This is a genomic window from Bacillus shivajii, assembly GCF_020519665.1.
In the GTDB taxonomy this organism is placed as follows: domain Bacteria; phylum Bacillota; class Bacilli; order Bacillales; family Salisediminibacteriaceae; genus Bacillus_CA; species Bacillus_CA shivajii.
Window position 1 is genome coordinate 3,207,190 of sequence record NZ_CP084703.1, and the last position, 18,174, is coordinate 3,225,363.

14 protein-coding genes are annotated in these 18,174 nt (G+C 37.9%); 1 reads left to right on the forward strand and 13 read right to left on the reverse strand.

The window, feature by feature from the left end; all coding sequences use genetic code 11:
* Positions 1–155: 155 nt before the first annotated feature.
* The 5 genes from LGQ02_RS15575 to LGQ02_RS15595 all read right to left on the reverse strand — a co-directional run bounded on the left by LGQ02_RS15575 (position 156) and on the right by LGQ02_RS15595 (position 5,087).
* Positions 156–635: a MaoC/PaaZ C-terminal domain-containing protein gene (locus LGQ02_RS15575; protein WP_226515262.1), complete on the reverse strand. Its 480-nt coding sequence runs from the start codon at positions 633–635 to the stop codon at positions 156–158.
* A gap of 99 nt (positions 636–734) precedes the next feature.
* Positions 735–1,673: a malate dehydrogenase gene (gene mdh / locus LGQ02_RS15580; protein WP_226515263.1), complete on the reverse strand. Its 939-nt coding sequence runs from the start codon at positions 1,671–1,673 to the stop codon at positions 735–737.
* 99 nt (positions 1,674–1,772) lie between these two features.
* The gene (icd, locus tag LGQ02_RS15585) at positions 1,773–3,038 is read right to left on the reverse strand and encodes an NADP-dependent isocitrate dehydrogenase (RefSeq protein ID WP_226515264.1); all 1,266 of its coding nucleotides are present in this window, start codon (positions 3,036–3,038) and stop codon (positions 1,773–1,775) included.
* 90 nt (positions 3,039–3,128) lie between these two features.
* Positions 3,129–4,244 carry a citrate synthase gene (gene citZ, locus LGQ02_RS15590; protein WP_226515265.1) on the reverse strand — a complete coding sequence of 372 codons (1,116 nt, stop codon included), beginning with the start codon at positions 4,242–4,244 and terminating at the stop codon, positions 3,129–3,131.
* Positions 4,245–4,613: 369 nt separating this feature from the next.
* Complete coding sequence (locus LGQ02_RS15595; protein ID WP_226515266.1) at positions 4,614–5,087, reverse strand: DUF441 domain-containing protein; 474 nt, start codon at positions 5,085–5,087, stop codon at positions 4,614–4,616.
* A 173-nt stretch (positions 5,088–5,260) separates the two neighbouring features.
* Here LGQ02_RS15595 and ytvI point away from each other — a divergent pair, with 173 nt between their 5' ends.
* Positions 5,261–6,385, forward strand: coding sequence for a sporulation integral membrane protein YtvI (gene ytvI / locus LGQ02_RS15600; protein ID WP_226515267.1), 1,125 nt, complete (start codon positions 5,261–5,263; stop codon positions 6,383–6,385).
* Positions 6,386–6,660: 275 nt separating this feature from the next.
* Here ytvI and LGQ02_RS15605 read toward each other — a convergent pair whose 3' ends face one another.
* From LGQ02_RS15605 to dnaE, 8 genes are all read right to left on the reverse strand, one after another.
* Entirely contained in the window at positions 6,661–7,062 is a 402-nt protein-coding gene (locus tag LGQ02_RS15605) for an FxsA family protein (protein ID WP_226515268.1), read from the reverse strand.
* Positions 7,063–7,174: 112 nt separating this feature from the next.
* Positions 7,175–8,929, reverse strand: coding sequence for a pyruvate kinase (pyk, locus tag LGQ02_RS15610; protein ID WP_226515269.1), 1,755 nt, complete (start codon positions 8,927–8,929; stop codon positions 7,175–7,177).
* Positions 8,930–9,090: 161 nt separating this feature from the next.
* A complete protein-coding gene (gene pfkA / locus LGQ02_RS15615; RefSeq protein ID WP_226515270.1) occupies positions 9,091–10,050 on the reverse strand; it encodes a 6-phosphofructokinase in 960 nt (319 codons plus the stop codon).
* 133 nt (positions 10,051–10,183) lie between these two features.
* A complete protein-coding gene (gene accA, locus LGQ02_RS15620) occupies positions 10,184–11,161 on the reverse strand; it encodes an acetyl-CoA carboxylase carboxyl transferase subunit alpha (protein WP_226515271.1) in 978 nt (325 codons plus the stop codon).
* Positions 11,161–12,033 (reverse strand): acetyl-CoA carboxylase, carboxyltransferase subunit beta, encoded by an 873-nt coding sequence (accD, locus tag LGQ02_RS15625; RefSeq protein ID WP_226515272.1) that lies wholly within the window; start codon positions 12,031–12,033, stop codon positions 11,161–11,163. Before accD ends, accA begins: the two co-directional genes overlap by 1 nt.
* Before the next feature lie 173 nt (positions 12,034–12,206).
* Positions 12,207–12,869, reverse strand: a complete 663-nt coding sequence (locus LGQ02_RS15630) for a FadR/GntR family transcriptional regulator (RefSeq protein ID WP_226515273.1) — start codon at positions 12,867–12,869, stop codon at positions 12,207–12,209.
* 118 nt (positions 12,870–12,987) lie between these two features.
* Positions 12,988–14,196 (reverse strand): NADP-dependent malic enzyme, encoded by a 1,209-nt coding sequence (locus tag LGQ02_RS15635; RefSeq protein ID WP_226518340.1) that lies wholly within the window; start codon positions 14,194–14,196, stop codon positions 12,988–12,990.
* A 113-nt stretch (positions 14,197–14,309) separates the two neighbouring features.
* Positions 14,310–17,705, reverse strand: coding sequence for a DNA polymerase III subunit alpha (gene dnaE, locus LGQ02_RS15640; RefSeq protein ID WP_264183988.1), 3,396 nt, complete (start codon positions 17,703–17,705; stop codon positions 14,310–14,312).
* Between the last annotated feature and the right edge of the window lie 469 nt (positions 17,706–18,174).

Here is an 18,174-nt window from a genome sequence, read left to right on the forward strand (position 1 = left end):
ACAAATAAAACGTACATTTAATGAAAAAATATCATACCATTCGTTTCATTGCGCAATAAACGGAATTATGAAATTGATTCATATATATAAAGTGAGGCTGACAAAATGACAAAGTGTCCGTCACTTCCAAGTCAGCCTCATTTCATTTCAAAATATTAAAAATTCTCAAAGTGCCCTTCATCATGTGTCATTGGTTTCATTGGATAAGGTGGGCATACTTCTAAACTTCCTTCTAATACAGTATCGCCTAGTTCATCTTTTCCTAAGACACTAACAGTGACTAGGTGCTTTTCTTCATTTATGTTGGTAACCTCTACTGTTAAATCCAATTGGCCATAATGGTAAAGTGGCTTTGGATATGAAAGGTTTTGTGATACAACTGCACTCCCCGGCCCTGGTAAATACATAGATACTGTAGAAAAAACGAAACCATTGATTAACACGTGAGGAACAATTGGTTTTTGAAAAGGGGTTCGAGAAGCATAATCATGCTGTAAATATATCGGGTTCGCATCATCAGTATAACCAAGATATAATAAGATATCTTTATCTTCGATTTTCTTTGTTACTTCTACTTTTTCACCAACTTTTAACCCATCGATCTTCCGTCCAAGTTTTCTTTTTTTCGTAAACATATCGATTCCTCCTTGAGAACAATAATTCCATCACAGAAAGCGCTTACATTAAGGGTATGAAGAAATCCGGCTTTATAACCGGATTTCTTCAACATTTTTTTACTTTAATAAGTTCATAACGTTTCGAACTGATTCAGCAGATTTTTCAAGTTGTTCTTTTTCATCATCATTTAAATCTAGTTCAATAACTTTTTCAATTCCATCTCCACCAAGAACAGTAGGTACTCCAAGGTACATATTTTCATATCCATATTCACCTTCTAAGTAAGCAATTGAAGGTAAAATACGCTTTTTATCCTTTAATATTGCTTCTACCATTTGAACAATCGAAGCTGCTGGTGCGTAATATGCACTTCCTGTACCTAGAAGATTAACGATTTCACCGCCGCCTTTACGGGTACGTTCAACGATCGCATCTAAACGATCTTTTGAAATAAGTTTTTCTAGCGGGATACCTCCAGCATAAGAGTAGCGTAGCATTGGTACCATATCGTCTCCATGACCACCTAATACGAATCCAGATACATCTTCAACTGATACACCTAACTCTTGTGCTACAAACGTTCTGAAACGAGCTGTATCTAATACACCTGATTGTCCAATAACACGATTTTTAGGGAATCCAGATTCTTGGAATACTGCTAATGTCATCGCATCAACAGGATTTGTTAAGACAATAATGTAGCAATCTGGTGAATACTTCACGATTTCTTTTGTTACTTGTTTCATAATCCCTGCATTTGTAGCAACTAAGTCATCACGGCTCATACCTGGTTTTCTTGGCAAGCCAGCTGTAATGACAACAATGTCAGAGCCTTCTGTATCTTTATAATCTGAAGTACCGACAATATTTGAATCAAACCCTTGAACAGGACTTGCTTCAAGCATATCTAAAGCTTTCCCTTTTGTCGGGTCTTCTTGTTGTGGTATATCAACTAGAACAACATCGCCTAACTCTTTTTGTGCTGCCATTAGTGCAGTTGTAGTTCCTGTAAATCCACCACCTACAACGGTGATTTTTCTTCTTTTAATTGTCATGTTGGTCTCCCCTTCCAATCATTGAAACAATAATAAAATTAGATATATTTAGTGAAGAACGAGCCACGAATGTGACTCGGTCATCAATAATGTAAGATATTATAGGTTTTTAATAAGTTCATCACCGAACTCAGAACATTTCACTTCTGTTGCACCTTCCATAAGACGAGCAAAGTCATAAGTTACTACTTTACTACCAATTGTTTTATCCATAGAGTTTTCAACAAGGTCGGCAGCTTCGCCCCAGCCTAGGTGACGTAACATTAATACGCCAGATAAAAGTACAGATGAAGGATTTACTTTGTCTAACCCTGCATATTTTGGAGCTGTTCCGTGAGTAGCTTCAAAGATTGCATGTCCTGTGTCATAGTTAATATTTGCTCCAGGAGCAATTCCAATTCCACCAACTTGTGCTGCTAGTGCATCAGAAACATAGTCTCCATTTAAGTTCATCGTTGCAACAACATCAAACTCTTTCGGACGTGTAAGGATTTGTTGTAAGAAGATGTCTGCGATTGCATCTTTAATAATGATTTTCCCTTCAGATTCAGCTTTTGCTTGAGCTTCATTTGCAGCATCGCGACCTTTTTCCTCAACGATTTTGTCATATTCAGCCCAAGTAAACACTTTATCTCCGAATTCTTTTTCAGCTAGTTCATAACCCCAGTTTTTGAAAGCACCCTCAGTGAATTTCATAATGTTACCTTTATGAACTAATGTCACACTCTTACGGCCTTCATCAATTGCATATTGAATCGCAGAACGTACTAAGCGGTGCGTTCCTTCTTCAGAAACAGGCTTCACACCAATACCTGAAGTTTCTGGGAAACGAATTTTCGTTGCACCCATTTCATTTTGTAGAAAATCAATTAACTTTTTCGCTTCATCAGTACCTTTTTGGAACTCAATTCCAGCATAAATATCTTCAGAGTTTTCACGGAAAATGACCATATCTGTATCTTGAGGACGTTTTACCGGTGAAGGTACTCCTTCAAACCAACGTACAGGGCGTAAGCAAGTGTAAAGATCTAATTCTTGTCTTAAAGCTACATTTAATGAACGAATTCCTCCACCAATTGGAGTAGTTAAAGGACCTTTAATACCGATGAAGTATTCGCGAATTGTATCTAACGTCTCTGCTGGTAACCATTCACCAGTCTTGTTATAAGCTTTTTCACCCGCTAATACTTCTTTCCATTCAATGCTCTTTTCGCCATTATATGCTTTCTCTACTGCTGCTTCAATTACACGGGAAGCCGCAGCCCAAATATCTGGACCAATTCCGTCCCCTTCGATATATGGAATGATTGGTTTGTTTGGTACGTTTAATACACCATTTTCAACTGTAATTTTTTCTCCTACCATTTACATAACCTCCTCAAGTTTAGTTAATTTATGTAACAAACAATATTGAAGGGAAGTGGATGACCTCCATCTCCCTTCTTTATTGTCACATTATCTCTCTTCTAGTGGAATCCACTCTTGCTTATCTGCTCCAACGTATTCAGCACGTGGACGAATTAATCGATTGTTCTCGTACTGCTCTAAAATATGTGCAATCCAACCAGAAACTCGGCTCACTGCAAAGATTGGCGTAAATAAGTCATGTTCAATTCCTAAGCTGTGATATACAGATGCTGAATAGAAATCGACGTTTGGAAGTAGACCTTTTTCGTTCGTAACAATTTCATCAACCTTAACACTCATTTCATACCACTTAGATTCACCCGTAATCGTTGTTAACTGACGTGACATCTCACGTAAATGTTTTGCACGAGGGTCTCCGTTTTTATAGACACGGTGTCCAAATCCCATAATCTTCACTTTACGGTCAAGTGCATCTTTAATGTAGCTTGTAGCACGATCTACTTCACCGATTTCTGCTAGCATTTTCATAACACGTTCATTTGCTCCGCCATGTAAAGGTCCCTTTAATGCTCCAATTGCTGCTGTTACACCTGAGTACATATCTGATAAAGTAGCAACACAAACACGCCCAGTAAACGTAGATGCGTTTAATTCATGGTCAGCATGAAGAACAAGTGCCTTATTGAATGCCTTTTCTGAAATTTCATCTGGGTCTTCACCGTTTAACATATATAAGAAGTTAGCTGCAAAACTTAGCCCTTCTTTCGGTGCGACTGGCTCTTTCCCTTCTCTAATACGAGAAAACGCTGTCACAATCGTTGGTAATTGTGCTTGTAACTTAATTGCCTTACGTTTGTTTGCCTCTTCACTAGTGTCATCAGCTTCACTATCAAACAAAGCTAAATTGGAAACAGCTGTCCTTAACGCAGCCATTGGGTGGACATCACCAATTGGGAACGTCTTTAGCTGGTCTAAGATTTCTTGAGGAACTTTTGAAGCTGCATTTAATTCCTTTTGGAATGCATCTAGTTCTTGTTTCGTCGGTAACTTATCATTCCAAAGCAAGTAAACAACCTCTTCAAAACTAGCATGATCAGCTAAATCATCAATGTTGTATCCTCTGTACGTCAATACACCATCGATAATTGAGCTTACACTTGATGTAGTAGCTACAACACCTTCTAAACCTTTTGTTCCACTCATTTCAACCTCTCCTTTGTAAAAAAAGTAATAGGGGGCTTGATCATTAAGACTGCTGCCATACCCAATTGGTTTTTCGTTTATCACAATCCAATGAATCGAATGATGGTTCACTCATCGACCATAGAAATTATTCTAGTAAAACATACAAGTTCGAAAATGTGTTTTCTTCCTCAAGCGACAGTAGGAAAGCGGTTACGAAAAACCTTTGTTTAAAAAGTATAAATGTTGTCAGTATGTAGTTTTCAGTCTACTTATCTATCATTATACCATTTTTCACAAATTTGTGAACGTTAAATTATCAAATCTAATCAAGATTTAGACTTATATTATTATTTTAATTTGTTAGAATTTTCACAATGCAAGGCGGCGTTAACCACCTAAAGATGAAAAAAACTGAACAATTCTCATCGCCATATAGGCGATTCCAGCACCGATTAACGGACCGACAGCTACACCGTTAAATACAGCAACGGCTAATATCGTTCCAAATACTAACGCCGTTGTAATATGAGGGTCTGTTTTCAACAAGTCGATTCCACTCGCTGCAATGATTGCAACGAAAACCCCTGATGCTAAAGCAACCCAAGCATACGAAGATTTTAGGGCTTCTTGCAGCTCTTTAAAACCAATGTCACCTGTCACAATCGGTACTAAGACAGCAATCGTAATTATTGTCACTCCAATATGAATTCCTTTATCTTGGGCGACTGGAAAGACTTTATCACCTAACCCAGTCCATTTGACAATTAATAAGAACGCGACTGCTATAATAAGAGATTGGTTTTTGGCGAATAAACCAATACCAAGCAAAATGAGCATAAACAGAGTCGCTTGTGAGATCAATGCTTCCACCATCCTAATTAATACATATTCATCGTATCATATTCTTTTTCATATGAAAAAAGAAATGATTCACTTCTAATTAATCATACGTCTTGTACTGTTTATAGCATGTTAAAAATCCTTCTTGCATAGATTGGTGATATAGGAGCTCGTCTACACAGGGGGCATAAAACATGCTAAATTCTTTTTCGCTTACTCACCTATACCGTTTAACCATCGTTGTTTTAACAACAGTTACCTTATTATTAACCATTTATTTATTTGTTACATATATGTTTCCTTTTTTCATTGGACTGTTATGCTCTTTTATTTTTTTGCCGATTGTAAACTTTTTAGAACGAACGTTTCATTGGAAACGACCAGCTGCAGTATTCGGTGTGATGATAACATTTGTTTTATTTTTCCTATCTGTTGTAACGTTTATTGTCGCAGAAATGATCGCAGGGTTAAGTTATTTAACAAAAGAGCTCCCATTTTATATTCATGAAGGTGTTGAACTTCTTCATCAATGGTTCGACAGAGTTATTTTGCCATTATATGAAAACTTCTTAGCGCTTACTTCGCAGCTAAGTTCAGATCAACAAACGACCCTTCATCATTCATTAGAAAATGTTTTCCAAGATGTAGGTACACAAGTTGGCCTGATTCTACAACAATTACTAAATAGCTTCGCTGATTTATTAATGGCCTTACCGAATGCAATGACTGTTTTTTTCTTTGCTTTACTTGCTTCTTTTTTTATAACGAAAGATTGGCCTAAAATGGTTGGATGGTTTGAATCACACACTCCAAAAAGAGTGCAAAGGTTATTTAATAAGTTAGTTGAACAGTGGAAAGAAGCGATTGTTGGTTATGTCTTTGCTCAGCTAACGCTAGTAACAATGACAGGTATAATCGTATTAATCGGCCTTTGGATTATAGGGGTGAAATATGCTTTAACGACTGCACTATTAATTGCCATCGTTGATTTATTACCATATTTAGGAACTGGTTTAGTATTTATTCCATGGATTATTTATGCCTTTTTCACTGGTGAATTTGGATTAGCGATCGGACTTTCCCTATTATATGGAGTTGCCGTCGTTCAAAGACAATTAGCAGAGCCCAAAGTAATGTCGCAACACATGGGAATATCCCCATTAGCCTTACTCGCAACATTGTTTGCTTGTTATCAACTGTTTGGAGTAGTCGGGTTACTATTAGGTCCAGCGCTCTTAATTATCGTTCAGTCATTTATTCGGGCTAGAATATTCCCAGAAATCCAAGACTACATTGTAAATGGACCTACTGTTAAATAAGCGCTATGATCACTTTTAAACTTTAGTAATGACTTTGGTATAAAGGAACTCGCATCATATAGTTTATGGTGACCTTCAACACTTTCTAACTTCTTTAAATCGAAGCATCTATTTATCATGGAGACTTTTCTTACCTTATTTCTGAACGTTTATAAAGGGCTACAGCTATTCTATAGTTTTCGATAACAGATGGGATTCATGATGAAAGGTCTTTTCACCTAAAAATGAAAAAAGACTGTCCGTAAAGTGTTCTACACATTCGGACAGTCTTTTTCCTACCAACGACGGTTTGAATAATAAATAACATTGCCTGATTTCATCATTTTTTCGATGATACGACTTAAAAAACCTTTAAGTGTTGCTCTCGTTTGTGGGATGAGCAGGAAAAACCCTAAAGCATCTGTTATGAAACCCGGAGTTAATAACACGACACCACCCACTAAAATACAAATCCCATCTAAAATAATCCCACTTGGCATTTGTCCTTGCGAGGCTTGCATTTGTGCCGTACGAATCGCATTTAATCCTTCACGTTTCGCTAAGGCTGCACCGAGAACCCCAGTCAAAATAATTAATAAAATGGTTGGGATAACACCAATTGTATTTCCAGAGAGAATAAGTACACCGATTTCTAGGGCTGGTACGACAATTAATAAAAGCAGAAAGATTTTACCCATTTTTTCCCCGCCTTTCTTTTTGGTTTTACGACCTTATCTATTTACAAGCTGATAAATTTCACTCTTTCAAGAAAAAAGAGAAGGGGATGCCCCTTCTCATCACTTGCATTTATTATAGAACACTTGCTTGTCCTTTGTAAATATAGCCTTGTTTACCGTCAACTGTTACTGGTTCACCATCTTCAAATTTTGTTGTTGCGTTGTCAACACCAACAATAACTGGGATCCCTACATTAAGTCCAACAACGGCAGCATGCGAAGTTAAACCACCTTGTTCAGTGACAACAGCTGCTGCTTTTTCAAAAGCTTCCATCATATCACGATCTGTGCTTGTCGTAATTAAAATGTCACCTTCGGTTGTTTTGTCCAACGCTTCTTGAGCATTTTGAGCGACAACCACACGCCCTGTTGCTGACTTACGTCCTATCCCTTGTCCCTTTGCTGCAACTTCGCCAACAACATGAACTTTCATTAAGTTTGTTGTACCTGTTTCACCTACTGGTACTCCAGCAGAAATAACGACAAGGTCACCATGATTAACTAATCCAGTCTTTAGTGATTCTTCTACTGAAAGTTGTAGCATTTCATCTGTCGTTGTAGCTTTCGGTCCAACTTGTGGATGAACTCCCCAAGTAAGCGCTAGTGTACGGTACACACGTTCATTACTTGTTATCGCAACAATTGGAGATTGTGGACGATACTTGGAAATCATTCTTGCAGTATGACCACTTTCTGTTGCTGTAATAATCGCCCCAGCATGTAAATTTAATGCAGTATGAGATACTGACTGACTGATCGCATCCGTAATTGTATGCTCACTTTCACGACTACGCTTGCGAAGCAGGTCTTCATATTTTAACGCTGTTTCTGTTTTTAATGCGATATTATTCATCGTTTGAACAGATTCAACAGGGTATGTTCCAGCTGCCGTTTCTCCTGATAGCATGATCGCATCAGTTCCATCAAAGATTGCATTTGCAACATCACTTGCTTCTGCACGTGTTGGGCGTGGGTTACGCTGCATAGAATCTAACATTTGTGTTGCAGTAATTACTGGCTTACCAAACTTGTTACATTTCTTAATTAGGTCTTTTTGAACTAGTGGTACATCTTCGGCAGGGATTTCTACTCCTAAGTCACCACGAGCAACCATCAAACCGTCAGATACTTCAAGAATTTCATCGATTTTATCGACACCTTCTTGGTTTTCAATTTTAGGGACAATTTGAATATGTTCCGCTTCATGCTTTTCTAATAGTTCACGAATTTCTAATACGTCAGATGCACGACGAACGAAAGAAGCAGCAATAAAGTCAACATCTTGCTCAATACCAAACACAATATCATTTGCGTCTTTTTCAGTAATACCTGGTAAGTTCACACTAACGTTCGGTACATTTACACCCTTTTTATTCTTCAATGTTCCGCTATTTACAACTTCAGTTACTAATTCGTTTTCTTCAATGCCAGTAACTTTAAGTTCAATTAGCCCGTCGTCTAAAAGTAGTGTTGAGCCAACATGAACATCATTAATTAAACCTGGGTACGTAACCGAAATTCGACTTTCGTCTCCTTCAACTTCTGTCATTGAAACTCGGACAGTTGACCCTTTAGTTAATTCAGCTTCACCGTTTTTTAACGTTTGCGTACGAATTTCAGGACCCTTCGTATCAAGTAATATCGCTACATTCTTACCAAGTTCTTTTGCAGCCTGTCTAATGCTTTCAATACGCGCTCCATGTTCTTCATAATCTCCGTGGGAGAAATTAAGACGAGCAACATTCATCCCCGCTTCAATTAGCTCTTTTAATTTCTCAATACTTTCACTTGCTGGACCAATCGTACAAACAATTTTCGTTTTTCTCACTGATAATCCTCCTCTTTATTCATGAACAAGTCATTGTTCATTACCACTCCTGTGTAAAAACAGAAGATAGACATTTAATGTAGACCTTATTATCTATTCCCATACGAAAGCCAGGACAAAACAGCTTGTCCTAGTATATCGGACTTTCGTAAATAACACGCTTAAATGGATAGTTCTTTTGACAAGTTGTACATATCTTTATCAACTACGTGCTCTCTTGCTAATGCTTCATCAATATCATGAGAAACTAGCTCGTTCTTTTCAATCCCAACCATTTTTCCAGCTTCACCATTTAAAAGAAGCTCTACTGCTTTTGCTCCAAGTCGGCTCGCTAATACACGATCTGAAGCTGTAGGTGATCCACCACGCTGAATATGACCAAGTACTGTCACACGTGTTTCAAGGTTGGCTCTCTCTTGAATTTCTTTCGCAATTTCAACACCAGATCCGACACCTTCAGCGACCATAATAATACTATGTTTCTTCCCTCTATCATGTCCGCGTTTCAGTCTCGCTAGCACATCCTCCATACTATACCCTTCTTCTGGGATAAGGATTGTTTCTGCACCATCTGCAAGTCCTGCCCAAAGAGCAATATCTCCTGCATCGCGTCCCATTACTTCAATTACATATGTACGCTCATGTGAAGTTGCTGTGTCACGAATTTTATCTACAGCATCGATAACAGTGTTTAATGCGGTATCAAACCCTATTGTAAAATCTGTTCCTGGAATATCATTATCGATTGTTCCTGGTACACCAATTGTAGGGTATCCGTGTTCAGCTAGTTTCTTTGCACCTTGGAAGGAGCCGTCTCCACCAATGACAACTAGAGCATCAATGCCGAATTTCTCTAACTGCTCAATTCCTTTTTTCTGTCCTTCTGACGTTTTAAACTCTTCAGAACGAGCACTGTAAAGCATCGTTCCACCTCGGTGAATGATATCTCCTACAGACCCAATTTCTAATTTTTCAATATTACCATTCATAAGTCCATGATATCCGTAATATATACCAAACACTTCTATGTCATGGTAAATTGCTTTTCGAACAACCGCCCGAATCGCAGCATTCATACCGGGTGAATCTCCACCGCTTGTTAATATTCCGATACGTTTCATTTTTCATTTTCACCTCTTAAAATCTAGCTTGATGTTTTTAATATGTGTTAAAAATACCACTTTCATTTATTAAAAACAATAGAGATCAGACCTCAAACAAAAAGGCTTTCTCATCTTAGAGAAAGCTCATTCCTTATTTTATAACAATGGTACCGTTTACATCCGTAAACTCACCGATTTTATGAAATTTTTCGTAACGTTCATTTACTAACTGTTCTTTGTCTTTATTTTGTAGCTCACTAAGGGCTTCTGTTAATATATTCCTAATCTCTTCAGCTTGTGTGTCGACGTCTCGGTGTGCACCTCCCCTTACTTCAGGTACGATTCCGTCGATTAAGTTCAACTCTTTTAGTTCAGGGGCTGTAATTTTCATACTTTCAGCCGCTTTTTTTGCTAAAGAAGCATCCTTCCATAAAATCGATGCAGCACCTTCAGGAGTGATAACAGAATATGTTGAATTTTCGAGCATGTAGATGCGATCACCTACTCCTAACGCTAATGCTCCACCACTTCCACCTTCACCGATGACAACACAAATAACAGGAACCCTTAAAGCTGCCATTTCAATTAAATTTCTAGCAATGGCTTCACTTTGTCCCCGCTCTTCAGCAGCTTTACCAGGAAACGCTCCTTTTGTATCGATAAAGCATATGACCGGACGTTGAAACTTATCTGCTTGTTTCATCAACCTTAATGCTTTACGGTATCCCTCAGGATGTGGCATACCAAAGTTGCGACGAATATTTTCTTTCGTATCCTTTCCACGCTGGTGCCCAATTATTGTGATCGGCTTTCCATCAAACTTTGCAATTCCTCCAACAATCGCTTCATCATCACCGTGAGAACGATCTCCGTGAAATTCTAAAAAATCTGTAAATAGTCGTTGAATATAATCTAGTGTTGTTGGACGTTGGCTATGACGAGCAATTTGTACACGTTCCCATGGGTTTAAGTTTCCATAGATATCACTTTCCAGCTGTTCTAACCTTTTTTCGAGCTTATCGATTTCACCGGACAAGTCGATTTCTTTTTCCGCTGTAAATGACTTTAGTTCACTAATTTTATTTTTTAATTCTACGATTGGTTTTTCAAATGGAAGCTGTTCAGCCATCAATATTCCCCTCCTTTTCCTATATGATCTGGTGAATGAATATCTAATATAGTCCTAAGTGTTGATTTCATTTCATGACGTGGTACTACCTGATCAAGTTGTCCGTGCTTTAATAGAAATTCGGCTGTTTGGAAGTCATCAGGTAACTTTTCTCTTACAGTTTGTTCTATAACACGTCTACCTGCAAATCCAATTAATGCATTCGGTTCTGCTAAATTAATGTCTCCTAACGACGCAAAACTAGCAGAAACACCACCTGTTGTTGGGTGAGTCATAATACTAATAAACAACAAACCATTTTCACGCAGACGGTTTAATGCTGTACTTGTTTTTGCCATTTGCATTAAGCTTAAAACACCTTCTTGCATCCTCGCTCCACCAGAAGCTGCAAACATAATGAACGGCTTGTCTTCTTCAATCGCACGTTCTACTGCTCTTGCAATCTTTTCTCCAACAACCGAGCCCATACTTGCCATTCTAAATCTTGGGTCCATTACTCCAATAACCGTTTCATGACCATCTATCGTCCCACATCCAGTAACAACTGCTTCATTCAAACCTGTTTTCTCTCGGTCTAGTTTGGATTTTTCTAGGTAAGAAGGAAAGTTCAGTGGGTCTTTAGCAATTAAGTGGTCATCAAATTCTTGAAAACTACCTTCATCTAACGTCATTTCAATACGGTCATATGCTGTTAAACGGTGATGATGACCGCAACTCTCACATACGAATAAATTCTTTCTCAATTCCTTTGTATACATAATTGATTTACATTCAGGACACTTTGTCATCAACCCTTCAGGTACATCCATCTTTGCTTGTTCAGAAGGAATTGTTGCATACTTTTTTTTCTTTGAAAATAAATCTCTTAACACGTTTTCACCTCTTTATAAGAGTAATAATTGCTATTCCTATACTAAAATTGTAGACAAAACAAATAATCTCAATCAACTTTTGTTCATTTACATTCAGAAAATTTCTTTCATCATACACCTTTCTAAGCCATTTTTCAAAGCTACTATTAGAATCTGGTACTAAAGTTTTTCGATTAAAAACGACTGTTTTCCAAATGTTTACGTAAGGAATCAACAGCTTCTCTTTCGTTCTTATTTAAAATGGCTTGATAAATCGCTTCATGTTCTTCGATTGAATGACCAGTCCTACCCTCTCGAGACAAGGATTCTCGCAAAGCAATTTTGCTATATTCTACTAACGGGCGCCAAATGTTTAGCATTAATCTATTTTGGCTCGACTGGACTAGTGTTTTATGAAATAAATAATCTTCTTCAACAGGGAGCTCACCATCTCCCCAACGTTGTTTTGATTGGGCTATTAATTCTTCCATTTTTTTTAACTGAACATCTGAAGCTCGCTGACATGCTATGCGTGCAGCTTCAATTTCAATAATTCTTCTTGTTTCTGTTACATCATGTCTAGCTCGTTGATCTTTCAAGAAAAAACTCGCTAACACTTCAGCTAATCGGTGTCCACCCGATTGCTGAATAAACGTCCCTTCTCCCTTACGAGTTTCAATTAAATCGAGAAGTTCTAAAGCCCGAAGCGCTTCACGGACAGATGAACGACCAACCTGCAATCGATCTGCCAACTCTCGCTCGGATGGTAGTTTGTCACCCGGCAATAATTGATCCTCATAGATAATCCGATCAATCTCTTTTAAAATATTTAGATATACCTTTTGATTTTCACTCATTAAAAAAGTCGTTGCCTCCCTGTTGTTCATTGTTTCTTCTTTAATAAAGAAGGCTGACGTTATAAAGAAAAAAGTTCAGAGTCCGTTGACTTCACTTCATCCTCTGAACTTAATCATTTTAATCTTCTTCGATCATCGTCAATTGTTTGGTACGCTGTTCAACCTCATCTGGGTCGACTTTTCTTCTTGCAACCCCAGTATCCATTGCAGCTTTAGCTACACTTTTCGCAACAGCTGGAGCAATTCTTGGATCAAATGGCCCTGGAATTACATAATCTCCATTGACTTCATCATCACCGACTAAATTTGCAATAGCTTTTACAGCAGCAACTTTCATTTCTTCATTAATGTGAGTCGCATATACATCTAGAGCACCTCTAAATATCCCTGGGAAAGCAAGAACATTATTTACTTGGTTAGGGAAGTCAGAACGTCCAGTTCCAATGACACTAGCTCCTGCATCCTTCGCATCTTCTGGCATAATTTCTGGTACTGGATTAGCCATAGCAAAAATAATTGGGTCTGGATTCATGCTTTCAACCATTTCTTTCGTAAGGGCCCCTTCTACTGAAACCCCGATGAAAACATCTGTTCCTTTCACTACTTCTTCGAGTGTACCTTCAACTTTATCTTTATTTGATACTTTTGCAAGTTCGTCTTTCAAATCATTCATGCCATATGAACGTCCTTCAAAAATTGCTCCCTTTGAATCACAAAGAATAAATTCCTTACATCCCATACTCATGAGTAACTTCATAATGGCAATGCCAGCCGCTCCTGCACCATTGATTACAACTTTAATTTCTTGCATAGACTTGCCTGTAATCTTTAGTGCATTAAGTAAACCTGCAGCTGTAACAATTGCTGTTCCGTGCTGATCATCATGAAATACAGGAATGTTCATTTCTTTTTTTAGACGTTCCTCAATTTCAAAGCACTTTGGAGCTGCAATATCCTCTAGATTTATTCCGCCAAATGTAGGTTCCATTAATTTTACAGTTTCAACAATTTGATCAACATCGTTTGTATTTAGGCAAATCGGAAAAGCGTCCACTCCAGCAAACGACTTAAATAAAACAGCTTTTCCTTCCATTACAGGCATTGCAGCTTCAGGTCCGATATTTCCAAGACCTAATACAGCTGTTCCATCAGAAACAACACCGACCATGTTTCCTTTTACTGTATAGTCATAGACTGATTGTGGATCTTCAAATATCTCTTTACAAGGCTCTGCTACACCTGGTGAATAAGCTAACGACAAATCATTTGCATTACGTACAGGTACTTTTGCTCTTGTCTCCAATTTCCCTTTCTTAATTCTATGCATATGTAATGCTTCTTCTCGTAGTGTCGCCAAACTCCCCACTCTCCCTTTTTTAAACGTAATTAAGTGGTCTGACCACCCATTGCATTAATTATTATAACAAAATATTGTCCAAGTTACATCCTTTGTCCTTTTAAAATCGCATTTTTTTGACCTAACAATGCTCTTAAACGATTTAGTAAGCTTTCATCCCCAGATACATCCCACATTTCTGAGAGATGAATAACCTTTTCTGTTCGTTCATAAAATAGGACGACACTGACATCTCCAGGGTCATCTTGTAGTATACGTTTTAGCTTGTTTAAGTATCCTTCTTGCTCATGTTTTGGTGAAATTTTCACATAAAGAATTGGTTTCTTTTTCTTTTCTTGCTTTCGCTTTAACTCATTTAAAGTAATACACTTCTCCATGATGACTTGCTTTTCCCCACGGTGCTCTTGTAACTTCCCTTCCACAAATAATAGCTCACCTTTGTTTAATTTTGTTCGATAAGATTCATAAGCTTCTGGAAATACTGTGACATCAATTTCTCCTAATTCATCTGATATCGTTAGAAATGCCATTTGCTGCTTTTTCTTCGTTTGAATAACCCGTTCTGATTCAACCAACCCGGCAATTCGAACTCTTTTATGATCTTCATACTGTTTAATTTGTAAAATATTTCTTCGATCATATGGTTGTACAACAAATAAATGTGCTTCAACTGGATGTCCTGAAGCATAGAAACCGAGGGCTTGTTTCTCAAAATTAAGCTTATCTTCCTCTTTTAGTGGTGGTACATCAATATATGTCAACGGTTGTTCTTCTTCAAAAAATAAAGCTACTTGTTTTCCACTTTCTTTTTCTCGCTGCTTTTCACCATATTCGATAGCACTATCTACTGTCGCTAACATTTTTGCGCGGTCTACTCCAAAGTCATCAAGTGTTCCAGAGACAATAAATGCTTCAAGAGCGCGTTTAGGTAATACTTTTGGGGGAATATGATGACATAAGTCATATAAGCTTTCTAAAGAATGCTGTTTTCTTGCTTGAATAATCGCATGAACCGACTGCATGCCAACATTTTTTATCGCAGCCAGACCAATCCAAATAACACCGTCTTTCACAGTAAACTGGGCTTCACTTCGTTTCAGCGACGGGCCTTTCACCTTAATCCCTTGTTTACGCGCTTGTGCAACATATTCTCCTAACTTCTCGTGGTGGTGAATCACTGTTCCCATCAGTGCGCTCATAAATTCTAACGGATAATTTGCCTTCAAATAAGCAAGTTGATATGCAATTACACTGTAGGCAACTGCATGACTTCGGTTAAACCCATAATTTGCAAAGCGGACAATTGTGTCATACATGTCGTTTGCTTCATTTTCTGAATAACCTTTACTTAAAGAGCCACTAACAAATTGTTCACGACCTTCAATTAGATCCTCATGCTTCTTCTTCCCAACTGCTCGCCGTAAAATATCTGCCTCTCCTAAAGAGTAACCTGCCATTTTGGATGCAATTTGCATAATTTGTTCTTGGTAAATCAGAACACCATAAGTCGGCTTCAAGATTTCTTCTAGATCAGGGTGCGGGTAAATAACACGTTCTTGGCCGTGTTTTCTTTTAATATAAATAGGGATATTATCCATTGGACCGGGACGGTACAACGCATTAACGGCAACAATATCTTCAAATTCAGTCGGGCGCAAACGTCTTAAGACGCTTTTCATCCCGGAAGATTCTAATTGAAAAATCCCGCTTGTTTCTCCCTTCCCTAACAAATGAAAGGTAGTTTCATCGTTAAAAGGGATGTCTTCTATTTTTATTACTTTCCCTCTATTCTTAGAGATCAGCTCCGTAATACGCTCGATAAAACTTAAGTTTCTAAGTCCTAAAAAGTCCATTTTCAATAAACCAAGGTCCTCTAAATCTCCCATCGGAAATTGCGTTAAATACATATCCTCATGCCCTACTTGAAGAGGAACAACATCGGTTAATGGCGCTTGACTCATGACCACACCTGCAGCATGGATCGATGTATGTCTTGGTAAGCCTTCGATATCATGGGCAATTCGAAAGAGTTCCTTAACTTTCTCATCGCTCATTATTAATTCTTTTAATGAGTCAGATTCTGTTACAGCTTCTTTCAAACGAATATTTGGCCTTGAAGGAATGAGCTTCGCAATACGATCAATGACCTTTAAGTCAATACCTAATACTCGTCCTGCGTCACGAATCGCCGCTTTTGCTGCTAATGTTCCAAAGGTCACAATTTGCGCAACATGTTCTTTTCCATACTTTTTACTGACATAATGAATCACTTCATCTCTGCGATCATCTTGGAAATCGATATCGATATCAGGCATCGATACCCTCTCTGGATTTAAAAAACGCTCAAATAAAAGCCCATATTTGATTGGGTCAACATTTGTAATCTTTAACACATAAGCAACGAGTGAACCAGCAGCTGAACCTCGTCCTGGCCCAGTGATAATATTATTCCGATGTGCATAGTTCATAAAATCTGCAACAATTAAAAAATAGTCGTCATATTGCATATTCGAGATCACATTTAGCTCATAATCAAGCCTTTCCCATATTTGTTCATTTTGGGATGCATAACGCTCCCTAATTCCTTTTTCACATAACTTCCTTAAGAACTCTTTTGAAGACATCCCTTCTTCTATTGGGTAATGCGGCAAGACAGGGTTCCCGAAGGAAAGCTTTACATCACACCTATTTGCAATATTTACAGCTTCTTGTAAAGCATTTGGCCAAGCTTGAAATAACTCAGTCATTTCTTCTTTACTTTTTAAATAATAATGTTCTGATGAATAGTGAACAGGTAATGTCTCTAACTGTTCTCCTAGCCTAATAGATTGGATCACGCGATGTGCATCAGTTTGCTCTTTTTTTGTAAAATGAACATGATTACTTGCTACCATTGGTATGGCGTGTTCTTTACACCATGACGATAAGGTTAAAAGCTTTTCCCGCTCTTCTTGCCGCCAATGGTTTTGAATTTCTACGAAGATGTGCTCAGCACTCGTCATTGTTTGAAGTGAGACAAGCAACTCTTGTGCTTTTCTTAGCTCATTCTCCATTACTAAATTTCCTACTTCGCCGTCTTCAAATGGCATAATGATAATAACGCCATTTTTATGTTCACTCAACTCGTCGAAAGTAATATGCGCGCCTTGCCTTGGTGATTTATTTTGAGCTAATGTTGTCAGCTTCAAAAGTGTTTTATAACCTTCGTTATTTTCAGCAAGCAGAACAATTCGAAATGCCACTTGCTCTGTTTCCCCTAAAGGAGTTCTTGAAAAGCCCAACTCCACCCCTAAAATCGGCTTAACACCATATTTCTCACAAGACTTATAAAATTGAACAACTCCATACATTGCATCAACATCTGTAATCGCTAACGCTTTATATCCTAATGCAGCACTTTCTTTCACGAGTTCATCAATTTTTGCTGCACTACGTAGCAAACTATATTCACTATGCACATGTAAATGAACAAAATCCATTGTTTCCCCCCCTAACTTGGAAAACTTTATCTTCTTATATTGTAACGCAAACATCTGTTCTTTTCACTTGAATCAATTTCATAATTAAGTTTTTTTCGCAATGAAACGAATGATATTATAAATTTTTTCATTAAATGTACGTTTTATTTGGAAGTGAACGTTAAAATTGGTTCACTTATGAAAAAAATAGTTTCACACATTGAAAGCATATATTCCTACTGTTGTCCATAAAAATGTACAAAGGTGTAAAAAAAGCGCAAGGCGCCCGCCTGGAGTCTTGCCCGCGGCAAAGAAGACACCGTGAATGCAAGCGAAGTGAAGCATGAACGGATGTCGCACATGTGCCTAGGGGTGCAAACGAGTGTACTTTAATGAATTTGACACTAGTTTTTAACAAACCCATCTTTTAAAGAAAAACGCAGGTGTCGCCACCTACCAATCACAGATTCAATTTTTTACTAACAAGCAA